A 20,547-nucleotide genomic window follows, 5' to 3' on the forward strand; every position below is an offset into this window, starting at 1 on the left:
CGGTCTGCACTGCGACCGGATCGCGGCCATGCAGGGCTTGACGACCGGCATGAAGATCGTACCTTTTCGCGGAGAATATTACGAATTGAAGCCTGAGAAGCACGGGCTGGTCAAGCACTTGATTTATCCCGTGCCGAATCCGAACTTCCCTTTTCTGGGGGTGCATTTTACGCGGATGATTGACGGTCACGTTCACGCCGGGCCGAACGCCGTGCTGAGCCTCAAACGGGAAGGCTATCGAAAGACGGATTTCGACCTCCGCGATTTTATGGAAGTGATGACGTACCCGGCATTCTGGAAGGTCGCAAAGCAGAACATGGGAGAAGGCTTGAAGGAAATCGTCCGCTCGTTCAGCAAGGCCGTGTTCGTGCGCAGCCTGCAACGGCTGATCCCGGAAATCCGGGAGGACGACTTGATCCCGTCCGCCAACGGCGTGCGCGCGCAGGCGTTAACGAAGGACGGAAAGCTCGCCGACGATTTTCTGATCGTGCAGAACGAGCGCTCCATCCACATTCTCAACGCGCCCTCCCCGGCCGCTACCGCATCGATTGCCATCGGAGAGTCGATCAGCGAGCGCATTCCGGAGCCGAAGCATTCCATTCCCTATGCCGTAGGGTAAGAAGGATGAGGAAACGATATGGCCAAAAAAGAGAAGATTTCGCAAAAAATTGTGCGCGACGTGCTCGCGATGATCGAGGAAGGACGGTTTCCGGCGGGCTCCAAGCTGCCCACGGAAACCGAGCTGGCCGCGCATTTCGGCGTCAGCCGGCTGCCGGTCAGGGAAGCCCTTAGCGTGCTTCAGGCGATGGGGATCGTCTCCTCGCAGCAGGGCGGCGGAAGCTACGTGGAAGACGCCATCCCCTCTTCCCTGCTCCAGCACTTTCAAATTCAATATGCCGATGCCGAAAGCATCCGGCACTTGTTTGAAATGCGCAAAATGTTGGAGCCGGAAGCCGCCGCTCTCGCCGCGGCCAGACGGACTCCGGAGCAGCTTGCAAGCATCCGCGAGGCGTTGAAGCGAATGGAGGACGATTTGAACACGGAGGGCGGAACGGCGCAGGAAGCGGATTTTGAATTTCACCGCGCGATTATTGCGGCGACGAACAATCCGATCCTGATCCACATGATGGAAAGCCTGTCTTCGCTGTACCGCAAATCGCTTGAAATTACGCTCAAGCAAAACATCGGCCTGAAACGGAAAAAGCAAGTCGTCTACCACGAACACGAAAATATTTTGCTGGCGATCGAAGCCGGAGAGCCCGAGCTCGCCAAGGTGCAGTCCGCAATTCACGTCCGGAATGTGGAGAAGAAGCTCTTTTTGTTTCTTGAATCGTGAGTCAGCCGCTGCCCTCGGCCGCTTCGTAACGAATCGTTCCCGGCTCCCGGCGGAAGCCGCGCGTTATCCAGAGCAGGTACAGCAGGCCGAGCAGCGTCCAAGCGCCGCCGAGCATAAGGGAATTGCGCTCCAGATGCGTCCAGAAAAACAAGACGAAGCCGATGCCGGCCAGCGGAATCAGCAAGTAGCGCAGGAGCGCTAGCCAGGACCGCTGCTTTTCCCGGAATATATAGTGTACGATGACGGATAAATTTACAAAAGTAAATGCCGTCAGCGCACCGAAGTTGACGAACGACGTAGCGACAAGCAGATCCAGCACGAGCGCCGTCAGCGAAATGAGGCCAATCAGCACAATGTTGAACACCGGCGTGCCGAGCGAGCGGTGGATGTAGCCGAACACCGGACTCGGCAGCGTCCGGTCCCGCCCCATCGCGAACAGGAGACGCGAGCCGCTGAGCTGCGATACGAGTCCCGAGGCCAGGGTGGAGGTTAGCGCAGCGGCCAGGAACACGGCCTGAAACAAGACGCCGCCGAGCGCCAGCGCGATTTCGGCGGACGCGCCTTCCGGGTTGTTCAACACGGACACGTCCGGGAACAGCCTTTGCGCGAAATACGAGGCGGTGAAAAACAGTCCGCCTCCGAGCATCGTGATCCATAGAATGCCTCTCGGAATCGTCGTGCGGGGCTCTACCGTTTCTTCGGACAAGGTCGTCACCGCATCGAAGCCGAGGAAGGCAAAGCACAAGATCGACGCTCCGGTGAGCAGCGCTCCCCAGCTCGCATCCGCGGACAGCAGCGGCTGCGCCGATACGATCGCCTCTCCGCCCGCACTCAGCCGATATGCGGCAAGCACGACGAACAGCGCCACGACAAGAAATTGAAACGCCACGAACAGCGCATTCACCGAGACGGAGACGTTGACGTTAAACAAGCACAGCGTCGTAATCAGCGCCACAAATCCGGCGACCCATACCCACTGCGGCACCTCGGGGAACGCCGACGACAAATAAATCCCTGTGAGCAGCGCGTTCATCATCGGCAGAAACAAATAGTCGAGCAGCGAGACCCAGCCGACCAGAAAGCCCGCGTGCGGCCCGATCGTCTGCCGGGTATACGTATAGGCGCTTCCCGCGGACGGGTACACCTTCACCATGTGGCCGTAGCTCATCGCCGTAAACAGCACCGCCGCGATCGTAAGCAGATATGCGGCCGGAACATGCCCCGCCGTCACTTCGGATACAATGCCGAACGTATCGAATACGGCCATCGGGGCCATATAGCCGACCCCCATCGCCACAATATGCCAAAGCTTCAACCGCCGCTGCAATTCCGGTTTCCGTTCCATGCGATCATCCACCTATTCTAAGATACACGTTGCTATTCATGTTACTTGGCGAAAGCCGCAAGGCCGAGCCGAGCCTTCCGTTGGACGCTCGCCAATCGGGCGAACAAGCCGAACGCCCCCAGAGCCAAGCCGGATATCAGACCGATCCAATAGCCGTAGGCGCCGAGATCGGTATAGTTCGCCAACCCGTAACCGAGCGGCAAACCGACGACCCAATACGAAACGAGGGCGACGATGAAGGTCACATTCACGTCCTTGTAGCCGCGCAGCGCTCCCTGAATCGGGGCGGCGATGGCATCCGACAGCTGGAAGAAAATCGCGTAGATCAGAAAATGCTGCGTCAAAGCGAGCACGTCCGGCTCCCTTGTATAAATCCCGGCCACCTGCTCGTTAAACGCCCATAACACGACCGCACAGAGCAGCGACATCCCGACCGCGAGGCCGATGCCCAGATAGCCGTATTGTCTGGCGTCCTTGTACCGTCCCGCCCCGGCTTCGAAGCCGACCAGAATGGTCAGCGACAAGGAGATGCTGAGCGGAATCATATACAGGAACGAGGCAAAGTTGATCGCCGCTTGATGCGCCGCGATCGTTACCGTGTTGAAATTGCTCATCAGCAGCGTTACCGCGGCGAAAATACTCGTTTCGAACAAAATGGCGAACCCGATCGGCACGCCCATCTTCAGCAGTTCCTTCCAGACGGACAGCGAGACGCGGTACAGCTTGCGGAAAATGCCGAACGCGGCGAACGGCTGCATGCGGGCGGCCACGGCCAAAGCCACGAGAAAAATGACCCAGTACGTAATCGCCGAAGCGACGCCGGTTCCCGCTCCGCCCAACGCGGGCAGCCCCATTTTGCCGTAGATCAGCACATAGTTTAGTCCCCCGTTGACCGGCAGCGACAGCAGCGTGATGAACATCGTCACCTTCGTATGGCCCAGGGCATCGATAAAGCAGCGCAGTACCGTATATAAGAACAGCGGCAAAATGCCGAACGCAATCGAAATCAGGAACAAGCGGGCAATCCGGCGCACCGGCTCCTCCAAGTTCATATTCTCCAAAATCGGATTCAGCGCGAACGCTCCGGCCAACAGCACCGCAGCCGATACTGCGACGGCCAAATAGAGCGCCTGCACGACCTTAAAAGGAATTTCCTCCTTGCGGCCCGCCCCTACCAGTTGGGCGACCATCGGGGTAACGGAAAACAAGATGCCGCTGAGTCCGGTCTGTATCGGAATCCAGATGCTGGTGCCTATCGCCACCCCCGCCAAATCCTTGGCGCTCACATGTCCCGACATGAACGTATCGAAGAAGTTCATCGCAAACATCGCAAGCTGCGTCACCAGGATGGGAAGCAGAATGACGAACAGTTGTTTTATTTTTTGAGATAGCTTGTCTGTCGATTTCATGATTAAAATTCCGAACCTCCTTTTACCTTTCTTGCAGCCGCATCGTTCCAGTTTATGCGATGAAAGGGATTACAGGCAAGATTTTTTTGCGAGGGTGGGTGTGGGAGGACCGTACAGGGAAACAAGGCAAGCAGGCAAAAAGACAGCCGGGCATGGATCGCTGTGAAGAACGACGCTGCTTCTTTACAACGTCCTCTTCAAGATCCATAATACAATGAGTACCAAATTATGGAGGAGTATCGAGAAATCATGAAATCGGCAATTCCTTATTTGCAAGTCGCAGCGGCGATGCTGATCGTCGGAAGCTTCGTCATCGTCAATAAAATGATTGTCCGCACGTTTCCCGTGTTTTTGGCCTCCGAGCTTCGGCTGTTAACCGGCGCCATCATTATGACGCTGCTTCTGCTCGCCCGCGAAGGACGTTTTCCGGCCCTGACGAAGAAGGATTGGGTCGTTTTATTTTTCCAATCGTTTATCGGCGTGTTTCTGTTCAGCTTCTTTATGCTGTACGGCCTAACCTATACGACGGCGCTGGAGAGCGGCATCATCACAAGCATGACCCCGGTGATGGTCGGGCTGATTTCGCTGTTGTTTTTCCGGGAACGGCTGCGGTGGAACCAAACGGCAGGCATCGTATGCGCCGTCCTCGGAGCGTTCGCCATCAATATTTTCGGCGGCATGTTCAATGCATCATGGAGCTTGCATACGTTGTGGGGAAACCTGCTCGTGCTGCTGGCCGTTGCCGGGGAAGGCGTGTTTTTGACGTTCGGCAAGCTTGTCTCCAAGCAGGTCAGTCCGATCGCCATCGCGACGATGACGAGCTTGCTCGGCACGGCGTTTTTTTTGCCGTTTGCGGCATACAATGCGGCAAGCTTCGATTTTGCCGCGGTGAGCGCGACGGAATGGCTGCTTGTGCTGTACACGGGAGTCGTCATTACGGTCATTGCCACGATTTTGCTAAACCAGGGGATGGCGAAAATTTCGACAGGCTCGTCGGCGGCTTTTACCGCATTGATGCCCCTCAGCACCATCGTCATGTCGGCGTTGTTTTTGCATGAGTCGTTTTACTGGTACCATTTCCTGGGGATCGCCTTCGTCTTTGCCGGGATTGCGTTTGCGACCCTGCCTCCCTCCCGGACGAAGCGGAAAGCCCCCGTGGCGGCGCAGACCAAAAGCTCGTGAAGACGGGCTTTCGGAGGCCGGACCTAACGGAAGTAACACAGCGGGAATATCTTGCAAAAGCAGGTTGCGGCACTCGATCCAGCTATTCAGGCTATGCGCGGCAACGGGGGACGCTAACCGGAAGAATGGGCTCTGCGGTGCTGGGTATACTCGTCCCAGGCGGATGGGCCTTTGTGGTGTCGTCATACTCGAACCGGGCAAACGGCCTTGCCGAGCCGTCATACCCGAACCGGGCGGATGGGCTCTCGCGGCGCCGCCTGACTGGTGAGAGCGCATCCGGAATCACCTCAACCTTTTCGTCAAACGAAAAGAATCGCCTCCCTGGGAGACGATCCTGAACAATAGCCGAAATAGTCGTATTATAGACCGTTTGAGCAGCATAGAGGAACAGAGATGCGTTAAACCTCGCCTAGTCCGGCAGACCTGAAAATAGAGCACCTACGATTCCCTATGCGTGTCGAAAAAAATAATAATCCACGGATAATGCGGCTATAGCGAACTGGCGTTCCTCTATTTCGAATTGCGGTGGCTTACCTGCCGCAATAACGCATCCGCAGTGCTCTATTCCCCTGCTCCGCTCTCTCACTCACACGAGATGGCAGGCCACGTAATGCCCGCCACCGACATCGCGGTAATCCGGCACCTGCTCGCGGCAGACCGGCTGCGCCAACGGGCAGCGCGTGTGGAACTTGCAGCCCGAAGGCGGATTCGCCGGGCTTGGAATGTCGCCCTTCAGCACAATCCGGTCGCGCCGTACGGTCGGGTCGGGCACCGGCACCGCCGACAGCAGCGCCTGCGTGTAAGGATGCAGCGGGCGGGCGAACAGCTCATCCCGCGGCGCCTGCTCCACCATCGTGCCGAGATACAGCACGCCGATCTGCGTGCACAGATGCTCGACGACGCTAAGGTCGTGCGAGATGAACAGATACGTCACGCCGCTGCGCTCCTGCAGGTCGCTGAACAGGTTGACGATTTGCGCCTGAATCGACACGTCCAGCGCCGACACCGGCTCGTCGGCTACGACGAAGTCCGGATTCAGGATGATCGCCCGGGCGATCCCGATCCGCTGCCGCTGGCCGCCGGAAAATTCGTGCGGGTACCGGTCGTAGTGGTCGGGAAGCAGGCCGCAGACGGCCAGCACTTCCCGCACCCGCTCCCGCGCCTCCGCCTTCGACGCCAGCCCGTGATCGATCAGCGCTTCGCCGATCGCCTCGCCGACGCGCATCCGCGGATTTAGCGAGCTGAACGGATCTTGGAACACGAGCTGCATCAAGGGCCGCAGCTTGCGCAGCTCGTCGCGGGACAGGCCGTACAAGTCTGTCCCTTTGAAATAGACGTCGCCCGCCGTTTTCTCCGTCAGCCGGAGCACGGTGCGGCCGATCGTGCTTTTCCCGCTGCCGGACTCGCCGACGAGCCCGAACGTCTCGCCTCGCCGGATGGCAAAGCTGACCCCGTCCACCGCTTTAACGTCCCCGACGCGGCCGCCGAAGACGCCGCCTTTGATCGGATAGTATGTTTTAAGTTGTTGAACCTTCAGCAGGGCGTCCGTCATCGCGATTCCTCCTCATAAAGCCAGCAGGCGACCCGGTGCTCCGCGCCTTGCGCCCGCATCGGCGGCTGCTTCGTGCGGCAGATGTCCATGCAGTGCTCGCACCGGTCGCTGAAATAGCACGAGTCCCTCAAGCCGATTAGGTTCGGTACCTGACCGGGGATCGAATACAGCCGATCCTTCCGTTCGCCGATGACGGGCTTCGATTTCAGCAAGCCCTGCGTATACGGATGCTTCGCATGGCGGAACAGCTCGACCACCGGCGCTTCCTCGATCACTTTGCCCGCGTACATCACGACGACGTAATCCGCCGTCTCGGCGACGACGCCCAGATCGTGCGTGATCAGCAGAATGGCCGTGTTGTACTGCTCCTTGACCTGCCGGAGCAAATCGAGAATTTGCGCCTGGATCGTCACGTCGAGCGCCGTCGTCGGCTCGTCGGCGATGAGCAGCTTCGGGCTGCAGGCGAGCGCCGAAGCGATCATGACCCGCTGCAGCATGCCGCCGCTCAGCTCGTGGGGATAGGCAGCGAATACACGCGCTGCGTCGGGAATGCCCACTTTTCCGATCAGCGAGATGACTTCCGCCTTCGCTTCCTTGCGGCTGAGCAGCCGGTGCTCCATCAGCGGCTCCATCATCTGCTCTCCGATCGTCAGCACCGGATTGAGGGACGACATCGGCTCCTGAAACACCATCGCGATCTCGCTGCCGCGAAGTCTCCGCATCTCCTCGGGCTTCAGCGAGAGCAGGTCGCGGTCGTCCATCTCGACGGCTCCGCTTTCGATCTTCCCGTTATCGGCAACCAGCCGCATGAGCGACAGCGCCGTGACGCTCTTGCCGCTGCCCGATTCGCCGACGATGCCGACCGTCTCCCCTTCCCGAATGCGGAAGCTGACATCGTTAACCGCCTTGACGACGCCGGACTCCGTATGAAAATACGTATGTACGTGTTTGAATTCGACGAGTGTTTTGTTCAACGCCGCTTACCTTCCTTTCATTCGGGGATCGAGCGCGTCCCGAAGCGCATCGCCAAGCAGGTTGATGGCGATAACGGTGGTCAGAATCGCCACGCCCGGCGGAATCCACACCCACGGCCGCTTCTGGAAATCGATGAGCGAGTTCGCCGCATCGAGCATATTCCCCCAGGATGGCGTCGGCGGAACGACGCCCAGTCCGAGGAAGCTGAGCGTCGATTCGCTGATAATCGCGCCTGCGACATGCAGGGTAGCGACCACGATCAAGGTCGGCACGGTGTTCGGCAGCAGATGCCGGAACATTTTGCGCCGGTCCCGCAGCCCGAGCGCTTCCGCCGCCTGCATATACGCCTGCTCCCGCAGCACTAGCAGCTCGCTGCGGACGAGCCGCGCCAAGCCCGGCCAGCCCAGGAAGCTCAGCATCAGCATGACGATATAAATCCGGTAATCCGACGGCACCTTCCACTCCGACATGACCGCGCCCATAATAATGAGCAGCGGAAGGCTCGGAATGGTCAGCAGCACGTCGGCAAACCGCATAATGACTTGATCGACGATCCCGCGGTAAAAACCGGCGAGCGCGCCAAGCACCGAACCGATTGCCACCGACAACACGACCGAGGCCACGCCTACGGTCAGCGAGATGCGTCCGGCCTGCATCAGCCGGGTCAGCACGTCCCGGCCCAGATTATCCGTCCCGAGCCAGTGCAGCGCGCTGGGCGACTTGTTGATCCGGGTGACGTCGACCTTGCCGTTCGCGTAAGGCGACAAATACGGCCCAAGGAAGCAAAACAAAATCATAAATACCAAAAACGCCAGGCCGAACAAAGCCAGCTTGTTTTTTCGCAGCCGGCGCGCCGCTTGCCTCCACGGCGAATCTGCCGCGGTCTTCCGGGCGGGTGCCGCAGCGCCGGGCAATCCGGGGCCGGCCGTTCTTTTTGCATCGATCATCATGACGTCCCCCTACTTTAACCGAATCCGGGGGTCGGCCACCCCGTAGAGCAGATCCGCGAGCAAATTGCCGATTACCGTCAGCAGCGCGAGAAACATGGTGAAGCCCATCAGCACGGGATAATCCCGCACGCTGAGCGCCCCGAAATATATGTACCCGGCGCCCGGCCAATGAAAGATTTTTTCCGTAATGATCGCGCCTGCGAACAGTCCCGGCAGCTCGAAGCCGAGCAGCGTAATCGCCGGAAGCAGCGCATTGCGCAGCGCGTGCTTGAACAGCACGACCCGTTCTTTCAAGCCTTTGGCCCGGGCGGTCCGGATGAAATCCCGGCGGATCACCTCCAGCATGTTCGTGCGGAAATACCGCGTAAGCGACCCGACACTGAGCAGCGTCAGCACCGTCACGGGCAAGATCATATGATGCGCCACTTCCCAGACGCGTGCCCAGCCTACGGTTTGGCTGCCCGTATTCGTGATGCCCCCAACTGGAAACCAGGCGAGATCCACCGCGAACACTTTAATCATCAGGAGCCCGAGGAAAAAGGACGGGAACGACATCGCCGCGAACACGCCGAGCGTCACCAGCCCGTCGAACCAGGAGTACTGCTTCACGGCCGAGAACACGCCGACGACCAGCGCGATCGTCCACGTCAAAATCATCGACACCAGCGCGATCAGGAACGAGTTCCAGATGAACTTGCTTAGAAGGTCCGAAACCGGCTCCTGATACTGCATCGAGTAGCCAAGGTTGCCCGTTAGCAAGTTGCCAAGCCAAATAAAATAGCGCTCCAGCACCGGCTTATCCAACCCGTAAAGGGTCCGAAGCTCCTGCGCCCGCTCGGGCGTCAGCTTCGGATTCGTATCCACGAAATCCCCGGGCGTCATCGCGAAGACGGAAAAAATAAGCAGCGACGCCCCCACCAGCATCGGGATCATCAAAAGCAGCCTGCGAACGATATACGATTTCATGATCGTCCCCCCAAGAAAGTGAGCCCAGCCTTGACCGGCTGGGCGTAAAAATCACGGTTACGGCTCGATTTGGACCGTCGGCAGGCTGGAGTTCACGCTGTTGAAGCCATTCAGCTCCAGCCCTTTAATCCGGCTGTTCGAGGCGCCGAGAATTTTGCGGTAGTTCAGCAGAATGTACGGCGGGTCGTCGCTGAGCTCTTTGTACAGCTCCTTGTAGGCCTGCTTCCGCTTCTCGAGATCGAGCGTGCCGACCGCTTTGGCCACCAGCTCGTCGACCTTCGGATTATTGTAGCCGTTCGTGTCCGTGAAGCTGCCTTTATATTTCGAGTTGAACGACTGCACGCCGTCGTCCGGATCGATCAGAATCGCGGTCGAGAACGAAACCAGATCGTGCTCGCCCTTTTTCGATTTGGCCAGCAGGGCGTTGTAGTCCATCAATTCGGTTTGGAAATCGATGCCGATCGCTTTGTAGTTTTCTTTGGCAATCGGGATCAGAATGTCGGTCACTTTCCCTTTGGAGCCGAAGTAACGCACCGACAGACGCTGTCCGTCTTTCTCGCGGATGCCGTCCTTGCCCGGCTTCCAGCCGGCTTCGTCCAGCAGCTTCTTCGCCTTCTCCGAGTCGAACGGATATGGATTGACGCCCTCTTCCGTGTACGCCCAAGAGATCGGGGCCACCGGCACGTTCGCCACCTGTCCGTAGCCTTGGTAAATGGTGTCGACGATTTTTTGACGGTCCAGCCCGTAGATGAACGCCTGCCTTACCCGCTTGTCTTTGAAGAACGGCTTCGAGTGGTTGAACTTGATGTACGAGTACGAGCTGGCCGTATAGACGTCGATATTGGCAAAACCAAGTGTCTGAAGCAGCTCCATGTTATCCTGGTTGCCCGTAAAGCCGGAGTAATCCGTCTCGCCGGTTTGGAAAAACTGGGTGGCGTCGCCCTCCGTCGTTTTGTAGATGAAGTGCTCGACGGCAGGTTTGCCTTTATAAAAATTCGGGTTGGCCACGAACCGGACTTCCTGCCCCGGAATGAACTTCTCCAGCTTGTACGGGCCCGATTCGAGCGGCTTGCTGTGCAACTGCTTGATCGAGTCGAGCTTGCCGGGCTTGTAATCTTTGCCGTAGTACGCTTTGGACAGCACCTGTCCGCCGAGCAGATACAAGGCTTGCGCGTTGACCTTGTCCGTCGTAATCTTGATCGTCTGCGGATCGACGACCTGGATGCCTTCGACCGTCGCAGCTTTGCCCTCTTTGTAGTCCTTGCCCCCTTTGACGGCGGCTTGGGCAATGTCGGTTTGCCCGTCGTACGCTGGGTCGTGCAGCAGCGTCAGCGTGAAGGCGACATCGTCGGCCGTAAGCGGCGAGCCGTCGCTGAATTTAAGCCCGGCGCGCAGCTTGAACGTATACGTCAGCTGGTCGTCCGACAGCTCCCACTTCTCCGCCATCCCGGGAATCGGCTTGCCGTTCTTATCGATGTCCACGAGTTGGGCGAACAGGACGGAGTTGACGTTGCCGTCGTAGCCGTTCTGATAAAAGTACGGGTTGAAAATGCCGCCCGGCTCGGTGAGCGAGACGACGAGCGTATCGGTGCGCTTCTTCGCAGCCTCCGGAATCTTCGATTTGTCGGAGGCCGGTATCAAGCCGTCCTTAATGCCGGCCACCCCGTTCTGGCCCGCGCCAGGCGTTCCTACGGCTTCCGTGCCTTTGGCATCGCCGCCTCCGCTTGGCGCCGCCGCGTCTTGTCCGCTGCAGGCGGACAGAAGCAGCGAGCAGGCGACAATCGCCGATACGGATAACGTCAAGGCTTTTCTTCTCTTCATGAATGATCCCCTCCGGCATGATCGGGAAGAAGGAAATAGTTCCAGTTTCCCTTTAAATTTATAATTCCGATATGTATAATATGTTTTGCTGTGGATAAGCATCATTATAGATATTTTACTTTGTTCTGTAAATAGAGAACAACAAAAATTTTCTCCACGTGAAGAATTTATGACGGAAAACGAATAAAAAGAAGGCCTCGGCCTATGAAAAAGTTCATGAGAAAGACAAGCTTCCGGAAATTGAAATGGCTGATTCTTGGGGAGGGCTTTGCGCAAAAGAGGTCATTTTGAGGGAGCTGGCACCGCATTCGGGAACGCCAAAGAACCTTCCGATGGTTCATCGCAAGGTTCGCGCCAAAGGCACCCGCCGTCAATCGGCGAGCAGATAGCCTAACAGAGCGTCCTGCACCCCGCCGATCGCTTCCTTCCGCAGACTGTAAGCCACGGCCGATTCTCCGGACATGTGAACGCGCAGCAAACCGGCGGAACGGAGGTTGAAAATATGGTCGTGCGTGATCCCTTTGGAAATGCCGATATAGCGCACGATTTCGGTAAAGCTGCGGGGTCCGGCGTTCAAATAACGCAGGATGCGCAGGCGGCTTTTTTCGCTGAGGCTTCGAAGCTGCCGGTATAAGCGGCGGGACGGCTCGTCGGCCGGGTCGTCGTAGGAGCCGTCGACAGCATACTGGCAAACGGTCACACTGCCGAACGTATAAATAATGTTGGCCGGTTGAAAATGATACTGCGGCGACAATACCAGCTTTTCGCACTCGGTCCCCGGCTCGAAATACAGCCCGTTCGTAATCTGCTCGGCCAGCACGTCAGGCGGCAGCGCTCCGATCCGCGCGCGTCTGCCTGCGGCGTCCTCGCTCAGCCACTCCAGCAGCTTAGGGTCGGCGCCGGCGAAGTACTGCCGGTTCCATTCGGACAGCAGGTGCAGCCACCGGTCCCGGACCGCTCCCAGCTCGCCGGGGAACGAGCTCATATACGGGGCCAGCAGCTCGTACATTTCGCCCGCCGTCATCCGTTCGAACCAGGCCAAGAAGCGTTCCGCGTTTTCCTTATGCGGACACAGGTACAAAAATAAATACATCAGCTTCCACTCCGCCGAAATCTCAGTTTTTTCCAGCGTCGAGGCGAATGGCTTGCTGAGCTTCTGCTCCGTTTGCCTGGCCCATTCGGAGCCGAGGTCGGTTTTTTTATAGAACTTTTTGCAAAGATACGTATGGAGGCTGTTCAAAAGCTCGTTAGCCGGGCCGAACGCCACTTCCAGTTCGTACGTCATTCCGGAACACTCCTTCAAGCCATTTTCGGGTATCGTTTTTCAGACTTTGGCGATCCGGAAAACGGTATTTCGATTTTTAAGCAATTTTGATTTTAACACTTCATCGGAACAAAGAAAATCCCTCGACAAAGGAGCGTGACCGCCGATGACTCCCTTCGACGCCTCTTCCCTGGTGCTGCTGCTGTTTGCTGCCCTCGGCATTCTGAGCGGCAATACGTCCATCACGATTGCCGTGCTCGTGCTGCTTTTATTGCGGGTGACGAACCTGCATCAAACGTTTCCCTGGCTGGAAAAGTACGGGTTGACCTGGGGAATCGTCATTCTGACCATCGGCATCCTGACGCCGATCGCTTCCGGCAAGACAAGCCTGCAGGACCTGCTGCACTCGTTCCTGCATTGGAAGTCGCTGCTGGCCGTGGGCGTCGGCGTTCTGGTCGCTTATTTGGGCGGACGCGGCGCCGCGCTGATGGCGAGTCAGCCGACCGTCGTCACGGGGCTGCTGCTCGGGACGATTCTCGGCGTGACCTTTTTCCGGGGCGTCCCGGTCGGACCGCTGATTGCGGCGGGGATTTTGTCGCTGCTTGTCGCGAAATGACATGCCACCGACGGCCTATGCGGGGCGCACGATGGCGGCATGCCCTCTGGCAGAAGACTCGCCGGAGCGTACGGTGACGACATATTCCCTGCAGGCCCCGATGGTCCGCCTGATGACGTCATCCCCTTAACATCACCGCTATAGCGCCCGATGACATCATTCTCCCTAACGTCCCTAATGTAGTATCTGATGACGTCACTCACCCTAACGCCTATGCGGAGGGACGCAGTACGACATCCTGCCGATATCCCGCTTCGAATCCCCGCAGTGCAAAAAAGGCCGAGCGCATGGCCGGCCTTCTGCTGTGCTGCGGGTGATAGAAACAAGAACCGCAATCGATTGCAGCTGCATTTTGTAAATAAAGGAAACAGGATGCGCTAACTAAGCGATCCAATTGTTCCACGATTCCTAGAGGAACTCGGATGCTTTAAGTGTGTCGAAAAATGTTCATGTTCCTCGAAATCGGCTTGTTAGCACATCCCAGTTCCTCTAATTTTTGAAAAGCGGCAAATCGAGCCGAATAGCGCACCTGGTTTCCCATAATTTAGCGGGCTGGCTGCCAACCCGGCGTAAGTCAGGCTCGATCAAGCTAGTTCAAGCGTGCCACCCTTGAGCACTTCATTTCGAGCGCGCGTGGCGGCTCTGTTCCAGCTCCTCTTCCGACCGCCACCGGCCCGCTAGTCGCAGCCGCGGAGCAGCTCGCACAGCGCCCGGACCGCTTCCCGTTCATCCTCGCCCTCCGCGCTGACCCACAGGAGGCTCCCTTTCGGCGCTCCCAGCTGCAGCAGGCTGATGATGCTTTTTCCCTTCGCCTGCCGTCCTTCGAATTCCACCGTAATGTCCGCGCGGAACCGTTGGGCGGCAAGAGCAAACAGCTTGGCGGGGCGGGTATGAAGGCCTGCCTGGCATCTCACGGTGACTCCTTCTGTAACCATGCCCCTTCCCCTTTCATTCGTTCGTTTCGCTTGCCGGCTCCTGCAAAAAGGCGGAGACCCGACGGTGCATTTCCAGAGGACTTCCGGCATGCACGAGAGCTTGGACGGTTTCCGGCTTCTCGATCATAAAAGCGATCCGCGAGACCAGCCCCATCTGCTGCTCCCCGCCGACCACCGCAATGAGCAAATAAGCTTTGTTCCCTTCGTCGAACGTCACCCCGTCCGGGTATTGGGCGATTACGATGCCCGGCTTCAGGATGCCGGTATCGGCAGCCCCGACGCCATGAGGCAGGGCAACGCCGTTGCCGATGAAGGTGGACAGCACCCGCTCCCGCTCGATCATCCGACCGATATAATCGTCGCGGACAAGCCCCAGCCGAACCAGCAAGCCGCCGACCTGCCGGATCGCCTGCCACTTGTCGTCGGCTTGCGCCCTGATCAGCACATGATCCGGTGTAAACATCGCCCCGTTTTCCTCGCTTTCCGGTTCGTTCGCGGAGCCCTGCAGCACCTCACTGCGAAGGCGGTCGATCAGACCGTCGTAAAAAGCGGCGTCGACGAAGGAGACCATCGACAGATGTTCCGGGCGGGGCGCGGCCTCCTGCGCCCTCGCCGTCAGCATGGCTTGCGAGATGACCAGATCCGCATCCGCGGGAATGCCGTCCACGGAGCAGTTGCCTACCTCGACGGGCAGGCCGGCTTGCTTTATTTTTTTGCGCAGCAGCGCAGCTCCCATCGCACTGGAGCCCATGCCGGCGTCGCAGGCAAAATAAATTTTGCGGATCGTCTTCCGCTGTGACTCTTCTTTCAAGGGAATCTCGTCCTCGGATTTCTCGGATAGGTGATGAACAGCCAATGCCGCCGGATCGTCGAAAGCCGGCCCGCCCTTCCACAAAAGGACCAGGTAACAGCCCGCAAAGCTGACCGCGGCGGAAGCCAGCACCCCGCCCAGCACCGGGAGGTGCATCCCCTTCGGAGCCATCAGCATAAGCGCGATGAGGCTTCCCGGAGAAGGGGTTGCGACCAATCCGGCCTGCAGCAGCACGAATACCCAATTGCCGGCCAGTCCCGCCGCGATTAACGGCACAATGACAAGCGGACGCATAAGCGCATACGGAAAATAAACCTCGTGAATGCCGCCGACAAATTGAATGAGCAGCGACGAGCGGGCGTTGTCCCGCGGTTTATTTTTCAGCAGCATATAATAGGCCAGCAGCAGGCCGGCCCCGGGACCGGGGTTCGTTTCCAGCAAAAAGAACACGGATTGGCCGAATTCCTTCGTCTGCTGGATGCCCAGCGGCTCAAAAATGCCATGATTCATCACATTGTTCAAAAACATCACCTTGCCCGGCTCCACCGCGAGCGCGACCCAAGGCAAATAGTTGGATTCCAGCATGAGCTTTGCCGCGCCATGAATGCCCTGCATGCCCAGAACGAACCAATGGGCCACCTCCGCATAGCAGAACAGGCACAGCACGACGCCGATCAAACCCGCAGCTACATTATAGCACAGCAGCTCAAGCCCTACCGGAATGCGGTCCACCAGCCACCGGTCCGTACGGGCAATGATCCATCCGGTCAGCGGTCCGACAAGCATGGCGGGCATCAGCATGCTGTAATCCGATGGGTTTCCGGCGATCATGCCGATCATGACAAAGGAGGCGATCACGCCGCCACGGTGCGAGCCGATCATCCGCCCCCCGGTATAAGCGAACAGCAGCGGCAGAAAATATTTTAAAATCGGATTTAAAATGTCCTGCACCTCAGGGACCGGGAACCACCCACGCTCCCCGAACAGAACGCGGATCAGACCCAAGCCGATGAGACCGGCGATATTTTGGAACACCAAATAGCTTAAAAAGCGGCCGATGCGATTGATGCGGTTCATCGCGCCCCCCGAAAGAAGACGCCGGTTCGATTCATATATCCTTGCCCGATCACCGATTTCAGCTCCTTCTGCACCAAGTCGAAGGGAGCGCCGGCCACCGTCTCGCAAAAGTCTTCCTCAATCAGCATCGCGCTGATCTCGCCGATCATCTCGATATGCTCCTTCGGCGCGGATCGCGGAGCGAGCAGCAGCAGCACGGTCCGGACGGCGGCGTCCTGTCCTGGCGCCTGCCAGGAGAGAGGCTGCGCGAATCGCAGCACGCAAGCCATCAGCACCGGGACGGCCGTGCTGCGGCAGTGCAGCATCGCCAGCTTGCTTTCCTCCACGACGATGCCTCCGAGCTCTTCCCGCTGGAGCAAGTCGCCTTCCAACTGCGGCACGGGAATGCCGGGCACGACCGAACCGGCAAAAGCGGCAGCAACCGCGATGGCCTCCCTCTTCGACGCCGCTTCGAGTCCGTCGGCAAAAAACAGATGGTTCGTCAATTGAACGACGCCTTCGCCATAACGATTCACGGTCATTACGGTATCCTCGATTTCTGTATAAGCTTCACGGGCCGCGGTCCCGATGAGCGGCAGCCCGTGCAAATGCGTTTCGATCAGCTCGATATCGTCCTGCTCCAAAAACGAATGGACCACTACGACACGATGCTTATCATGCTCGAACGGCACGGTCGAGACGATCAGATCGATCGGCGAATGCTTGCGGATGGCTGCCTCCAAATGCAGCAAAGACACCGTATCGACGATATGAACATGCGGAAAGCTTTTGCCGATCTGGGCGGCCAGCAGCCGGGAGGTGCCCATGCCGCTGCTGCAGGCGAGAAGCACGCGGAAGCGCTGCGGCGAGGTCGTTTTCGTCCGAACGACGGCCGCTCCGAAGTGCATCGCCAGATAGCCGATTTCCTCCTCCGGCACCTCGGCTTGAAGCTCCTCTTGCAGGTACCGGGACGCCTTCGCCGCGGCCTCAAAAATATCCGGGTACGTCTCGCGGATATGGGCGAGCAGCGGGTTGCGGATTTCCATGTGCAGGCGAATCCGGTTGATCGCCGCCTCCAAATGTACCAGCAGCGCCTCGTACAGGGAGGGATCGTTTTCCAGCGTGAGCTTGAGCTCGTTCTCCACGATCCGGATCATCCGGGCGGCGTAAGCCTCCGCTCCCCTCTCCTGCGGCTCCCCGACCGGCGCAAGTATGCGCTTTCCCTTCGCTCCAAGCAAATGCATCGTAATATAGCCGACTTCGCTTTCCGGAATGTCGATGTCCAGACGGGCGCTCAGCTCTTCCGCCATCTGCTGTGCCCATTTGAACTCGCCCGCCGCCTTTAATTTGCCCAGCGCTTCGGCGTCGATCGAGATGTTTTCCCCGCTCTTAAGCCGCTGCACGGCCAGCGCAATGTGCACGACAAAGCCGACGTAGGCGCTGTCCGTCATCTCGTAGCCCCGCCGCATTTCGCTGCTGCGGACGATTTCCTCGATTTGGCCGATGATGCCGGGATCGATAAAATGCAGCAGGTGATTGCGGATGGATAGCTCCAGCTTGCGCTGATTCGTAAACGACAGCGAATACGACGACAGCATGTCCATCAGTTGCTCCTGCGACAAATGCTCGTACAAGTGATCAATCATCGCGGCGCGGATGCTTTTCTCGTCGGCTTCAATGTAGACGCCAAGACCCGGCTTCCGCACCAGCGCGATCCGATGCTTCGCAAACCACGGCTCCAGCTTGTCCAGATCGTTGCTGACCGTCGCTTCCGTCACGTCCAGCTTGCTGCTGAAGTAAAAAAGCTTGACCGCTTCCCGCTTCGTCAGCAGCAGCCGGATCAGCAGATGCCTGCGCTCTTCCGGGGAAAAGATTTTGACCGAAGGGCTGGCGGACAGCTGCTGGAGCAGCTGCTTCCTGGCCGCATCGCTTCCTTCGACGCTCAGGCCGACGCCCGTTTTTTTGATCAATGTGACGCCGAAAGGGACAAGCCTCCGGCTTATCCCCTCCAGTTCCCTTTGCATGGTACGTACGCTGAGCCCCAGTTCTCCCGCCATCTCTTTCAGCGTAACGGGAGCCGAAGCCTGCAGAAGCAGCGCCAACATTTGCTTCTGTCTGGAATTTAACGTTAAGCGCGGCTCCATTGCAGCGTACCTCCTCCGTTCCTTCGTTGTCTTGAAATCGATTATATCACAATTTGCACCTTCATCAGATCGGGCGCTTTGGGCTTTTCCAGAAATTCGACCGTCTCTTCCAACGTGATCGTCCGGGAAATGAGCGGGCGGACGTCGATCCGGCCTTCCTTGAGCCAGTGAAACGCCGGGATAAACGTTTGGTTGATCGCCATCGAGCCGAGCAGCGTCCAATCCTTGTTATACAGCTTGAACGGATTGATCCGGATGCTCGCGCTTTCCGCGGTCACGCCGAATTGCAGATACTTGCCGGTTGGCCCCAAATAATTCAACGCTTGCTCGATCACCGCGGGAATGCCGGTCACGTCCACCACCGCGTCAAACCCGTAAGGATACGTGTCCTTGCCGAGCTCGGCTTCCAGGTTGCGGCTCAGCACGCCCTTCGTCGCGCCGTAGCGCAAAGCCATATCGAGCTTTTCCTGCGCCACATCGACGACGACCAGCTCCGACGCTCCCGCCCGGGCCATCGCTTGGATGAGCTGCTGGCCCATCGCGCCCGCGCCGAACAGCAGCACGCGGCTGCCGACCTGCAATTGCAGCCGGTTCATGCCGTGCACGACGCAGGCCAGCGGCTCGATAAACGCGCCTTCCTCGAACGACATCGTGTCCGGCAGCTTCAACACGTTGCCTGCCCGAACAGCCACGTATTCGGCCATGCTGCCGTTCACCGTATTGCCGAGCGCCTGCCAATTTTCGCATTGGTTGCTCCGGTGGGTCAGGCAAAATTCGCAAGCCCCGCAAAACAGCGACGGATCGGCACTGACCCGGTCTCCCGGCTGCAGGCCGGTAACGCCTTCGCCCACCTCGTGCACGATACCGGAAAACTCATGCCCCGGAATAATCGGGTACGGGGAAATAAATTCACCCTCGAAAATATGAAAATCGGTTCCGCAAATCCCGACGTTCTTCACTTGAATCGTTACTTCGCCGCGCTTCGGCGCCGGATAAGGCACTTCCTTGACCACGGCCCGGCGCGGCCCTTCGATGACCAGAGCTTTCATGTTAAGCTTCCCCCATTCGGTTCCATTTCTTCATTCATTCGGGTAGATCATGATTTTGATGCTCGTGTCCTTCTGCGTCCGCGCGGTTTCCACCGCTTCCCGGATCCGGCTAAGCGGAAACCGGTGCGTAATCGTCTTGGCGATGCCGTGCTCGCGGCGGCTGAGCAATTGAATCGCCGCCGGGTACGTATTCGCATAGCGGAACACGCCGTACACGTCCAGCTCCGCATCGACCAGAGCCGGGATATCCAGCGGAATGGCATCGCTCGTCGGCAGTCCGACCAGGACAATCCGCCCGCCCCGCTTCGCCAACCCGATCGTATCGGCGATCGCTCGGGCGCTGCCGGACGTTTCGACGATGACATCGACGCCCTCGCCTCCTGTTAAGCGGTCGAGCTGCTCCTTCACCGGCGCTCCCGACGGGTCCAGCACCCCGGCTGCGCCCATCTCCAGCGCCAGCGCCCGGCGGCTTTCCATCACGTCGCTGCCGTAAATTTCGGTCACGCCGAACAGCTTGGCCGCTTCCAGCGCCAGCAGGCCGATCGGCCCGAGTCCGGTCACGAGCACGCGGTCGGACGGCTTGACGCGGCCCCGGGTCATCGCGTGGATGCCAACCGATAGCGGCTCCAGCAGCGCTCCTTCCTCGAAGCTCATCGCCTCCGGCAGCTTGAACAGGAAATCGCTGCGCACCGCGACGTAGTCCGCCCAAGCCCCGTCCACGGGCGGCGTCGCCATGAAGACGACGTCCGGGCACAGGTTATACCGGCCCGACTTGCAGTAATCGCACCGGCCGCACGTCACGCCCGGCTCCACGGCGACCCGGTCGCCGACCGCGACATTCGTCACCGCGCTGCCGACCTTCACCACCGTGCCGGCCACCTCGTGCCCGAGGATGATCGGCTGCTTGACCTCGTACCGGCCGATCCGGCCATGCTCGTAATAATGCACGTCCGAGCCGCAAATTCCGATGCAATGGACCTTCACCAGCGCTTCGTCCGGACGCGGCTCGGGCACCGGCACGTCCCTGACTTCAATCGATAACGGGCGGTCCAGCACCGCCGCTTTCATCATTTGCTTTTGCATAGGGTTCTCCCTCTTCCGAATTTGGAAATTTTTATATCTCTTCCAGTCTGGCT

At 58.7% G+C, this 20,547-nt stretch carries 17 protein-coding genes; 4 read left to right on the top strand and 13 right to left on the bottom strand.

Features of this window, described 5'->3' with window-relative positions; genetic code table 11:
* The coding region (gene lhgO, locus QJ48_RS05805; RefSeq protein WP_157261533.1) for an L-2-hydroxyglutarate oxidase at positions 1-619 on the top strand (619 nt) is incomplete at its 5' end.
* An 18-nt stretch (positions 620-637) separates the two neighbouring features.
* The gene (locus QJ48_RS05810) at positions 638-1,336 is read left to right on the top strand and encodes a FadR/GntR family transcriptional regulator (protein WP_054972700.1); all 699 of its coding nucleotides are present in this window, start codon (positions 638-640) and stop codon (positions 1,334-1,336) included.
* A gap of 1 nt (position 1,337) precedes the next feature.
* Here the strand turns inward: QJ48_RS05810 and QJ48_RS05815 are convergent, their stop codons facing one another.
* Both QJ48_RS05815 and QJ48_RS05820 read right to left on the bottom strand, forming a co-directional pair.
* A complete protein-coding gene (locus QJ48_RS05815; protein ID WP_054972701.1) occupies positions 1,338-2,681 on the bottom strand; it encodes an APC family permease in 1,344 nt (447 codons plus the stop codon).
* A 41-nt stretch (positions 2,682-2,722) separates the two neighbouring features.
* Positions 2,723-4,090 (bottom strand): MATE family efflux transporter, encoded by a 1,368-nt coding sequence (locus tag QJ48_RS05820; RefSeq protein WP_054972702.1) that lies wholly within the window; start codon positions 4,088-4,090, stop codon positions 2,723-2,725.
* A gap of 249 nt (positions 4,091-4,339) precedes the next feature.
* Between QJ48_RS05820 and QJ48_RS05825 the strand changes: the two genes are divergently transcribed.
* Complete coding sequence (locus QJ48_RS05825) at positions 4,340-5,272, top strand: DMT family transporter (RefSeq protein WP_054972703.1); 933 nt, start codon at positions 4,340-4,342, stop codon at positions 5,270-5,272.
* A gap of 586 nt (positions 5,273-5,858) precedes the next feature.
* Here the strand turns inward: QJ48_RS05825 and QJ48_RS05830 are convergent.
* The 6 genes from QJ48_RS05830 to QJ48_RS05855 all read right to left on the bottom strand — a co-directional run bounded on the left by QJ48_RS05830 (position 5,859) and on the right by QJ48_RS05855 (position 12,821).
* Entirely contained in the window at positions 5,859-6,824 is a 966-nt protein-coding gene (locus QJ48_RS05830; protein ID WP_054972704.1) for an ABC transporter ATP-binding protein, read from the bottom strand.
* The gene (locus tag QJ48_RS05835; RefSeq protein WP_054972705.1) at positions 6,821-7,798 is read right to left on the bottom strand and encodes an ABC transporter ATP-binding protein; all 978 of its coding nucleotides are present in this window, start codon (positions 7,796-7,798) and stop codon (positions 6,821-6,823) included. The genes QJ48_RS05830 and QJ48_RS05835 overlap by 4 nt, the downstream gene beginning before the upstream one ends.
* Positions 7,799-7,804: 6 nt before the next feature.
* Positions 7,805-8,746, bottom strand: coding sequence for an oligopeptide ABC transporter permease (gene opp4C / locus QJ48_RS05840; protein ID WP_237762824.1), 942 nt, complete (start codon positions 8,744-8,746; stop codon positions 7,805-7,807).
* Positions 8,747-8,758: 12 nt separating this feature from the next.
* On the bottom strand, positions 8,759-9,715 hold the full coding sequence (locus QJ48_RS05845; protein WP_054972706.1) for an ABC transporter permease: 957 nt from the start codon (positions 9,713-9,715) through the stop codon (positions 8,759-8,761).
* Between the two features lie 57 nt (positions 9,716-9,772).
* Positions 9,773-11,536, bottom strand: coding sequence for an ABC transporter substrate-binding protein (locus QJ48_RS05850; RefSeq protein ID WP_054972707.1), 1,764 nt, complete (start codon positions 11,534-11,536; stop codon positions 9,773-9,775).
* A gap of 370 nt (positions 11,537-11,906) precedes the next feature.
* The gene (locus tag QJ48_RS05855) at positions 11,907-12,821 is read right to left on the bottom strand and encodes a helix-turn-helix transcriptional regulator (protein WP_054972708.1); all 915 of its coding nucleotides are present in this window, start codon (positions 12,819-12,821) and stop codon (positions 11,907-11,909) included.
* A gap of 145 nt (positions 12,822-12,966) precedes the next feature.
* Here QJ48_RS05855 and QJ48_RS05860 point away from each other — a divergent pair, with 145 nt between their 5' ends.
* Positions 12,967-13,416, top strand: coding sequence for a DUF441 domain-containing protein (locus QJ48_RS05860; protein ID WP_054972709.1), 450 nt, complete (start codon positions 12,967-12,969; stop codon positions 13,414-13,416).
* A 677-nt stretch (positions 13,417-14,093) separates the two neighbouring features.
* Here the strand turns inward: QJ48_RS05860 and QJ48_RS05865 are convergent.
* Genes QJ48_RS05865 through QJ48_RS05885 form a run of 5 tightly spaced genes read right to left on the bottom strand, consistent with a single transcriptional unit; the run spans position 14,094 to position 20,494 of the window.
* The gene (locus QJ48_RS05865) at positions 14,094-14,351 is read right to left on the bottom strand and encodes an HPr family phosphocarrier protein (protein WP_054972710.1); all 258 of its coding nucleotides are present in this window, start codon (positions 14,349-14,351) and stop codon (positions 14,094-14,096) included.
* 13 nt (positions 14,352-14,364) lie between these two features.
* Positions 14,365-16,239, bottom strand: a complete 1,875-nt coding sequence (locus tag QJ48_RS05870) for a PTS sugar transporter subunit IIA (protein WP_054972711.1) — start codon at positions 16,237-16,239, stop codon at positions 14,365-14,367.
* The gene (locus QJ48_RS05875) at positions 16,236-18,362 is read right to left on the bottom strand and encodes a BglG family transcription antiterminator (RefSeq protein WP_054972712.1); all 2,127 of its coding nucleotides are present in this window, start codon (positions 18,360-18,362) and stop codon (positions 16,236-16,238) included. Before QJ48_RS05875 ends, QJ48_RS05870 begins: the two co-directional genes overlap by 4 nt.
* Before the next feature lie 41 nt (positions 18,363-18,403).
* On the bottom strand, positions 18,404-19,411 hold the full coding sequence (locus tag QJ48_RS05880; RefSeq protein WP_054972713.1) for a zinc-dependent alcohol dehydrogenase family protein: 1,008 nt from the start codon (positions 19,409-19,411) through the stop codon (positions 18,404-18,406).
* A 30-nt stretch (positions 19,412-19,441) separates the two neighbouring features.
* Positions 19,442-20,494 carry an NAD(P)-dependent alcohol dehydrogenase gene (locus QJ48_RS05885; protein ID WP_054972714.1) on the bottom strand — a complete coding sequence of 351 codons (1,053 nt, stop codon included), beginning with the start codon at positions 20,492-20,494 and terminating at the stop codon, positions 19,442-19,444.
* Positions 20,495-20,547 lie beyond the last annotated feature (53 nt).

This window comes from Paenibacillus sp. A3, assembly GCF_001399685.1.
Classification (GTDB): Bacteria; Bacillota; Bacilli; order Paenibacillales; family NBRC-103111; genus Paenibacillus_G.

Bases quoted from the DNA above. Each gene is read 5' to 3' on its own strand.
- QJ48_RS05855 (WP_054972708.1), bottom strand. From the start codon at position 12,821: ATGACGTACGAACTGGAAGTGGCGTTCGGCCCGGCTAACGAGCTTTTG.
- QJ48_RS05845 (WP_054972706.1), bottom strand. From the start codon at position 9,715: ATGAAATCGTATATCGTTCGCAGGCTGCTTTTGATGATCCCGATGCTG.
- QJ48_RS05865 (WP_054972710.1), bottom strand. From the start codon at position 14,351: ATGGTTACAGAAGGAGTCACCGTGAGATGCCAGGCAGGCCTTCATACC.
- QJ48_RS05815 (WP_054972701.1), bottom strand. From the start codon at position 2,681: ATGGAACGGAAACCGGAATTGCAGCGGCGGTTGAAGCTTTGGCATATT.
- QJ48_RS05880 (WP_054972713.1), bottom strand. From the start codon at position 19,411: ATGAAAGCTCTGGTCATCGAAGGGCCGCGCCGGGCCGTGGTCAAGGAA.
- QJ48_RS05810 (WP_054972700.1), top strand. From the start codon at position 638: ATGGCCAAAAAAGAGAAGATTTCGCAAAAAATTGTGCGCGACGTGCTC.
- QJ48_RS05850 (WP_054972707.1), bottom strand. From the start codon at position 11,536: ATGAAGAGAAGAAAAGCCTTGACGTTATCCGTATCGGCGATTGTCGCC.
- QJ48_RS05860 (WP_054972709.1), top strand. From the start codon at position 12,967: ATGACTCCCTTCGACGCCTCTTCCCTGGTGCTGCTGCTGTTTGCTGCC.
- opp4C (WP_237762824.1), bottom strand. From the start codon at position 8,746: ATGATCGATGCAAAAAGAACGGCCGGCCCCGGATTGCCCGGCGCTGCG.
- QJ48_RS05820 (WP_054972702.1), bottom strand. From the start codon at position 4,090: ATGAAATCGACAGACAAGCTATCTCAAAAAATAAAACAACTGTTCGTC.
- QJ48_RS05830 (WP_054972704.1), bottom strand. From the start codon at position 6,824: ATGACGGACGCCCTGCTGAAGGTTCAACAACTTAAAACATACTATCCG.
- QJ48_RS05875 (WP_054972712.1), bottom strand. From the start codon at position 18,362: ATGGAGCCGCGCTTAACGTTAAATTCCAGACAGAAGCAAATGTTGGCG.
- QJ48_RS05885 (WP_054972714.1), bottom strand. From the start codon at position 20,494: ATGCAAAAGCAAATGATGAAAGCGGCGGTGCTGGACCGCCCGTTATCG.
- QJ48_RS05825 (WP_054972703.1), top strand. From the start codon at position 4,340: ATGAAATCGGCAATTCCTTATTTGCAAGTCGCAGCGGCGATGCTGATC.
- QJ48_RS05870 (WP_054972711.1), bottom strand. From the start codon at position 16,239: ATGAACCGCATCAATCGCATCGGCCGCTTTTTAAGCTATTTGGTGTTC.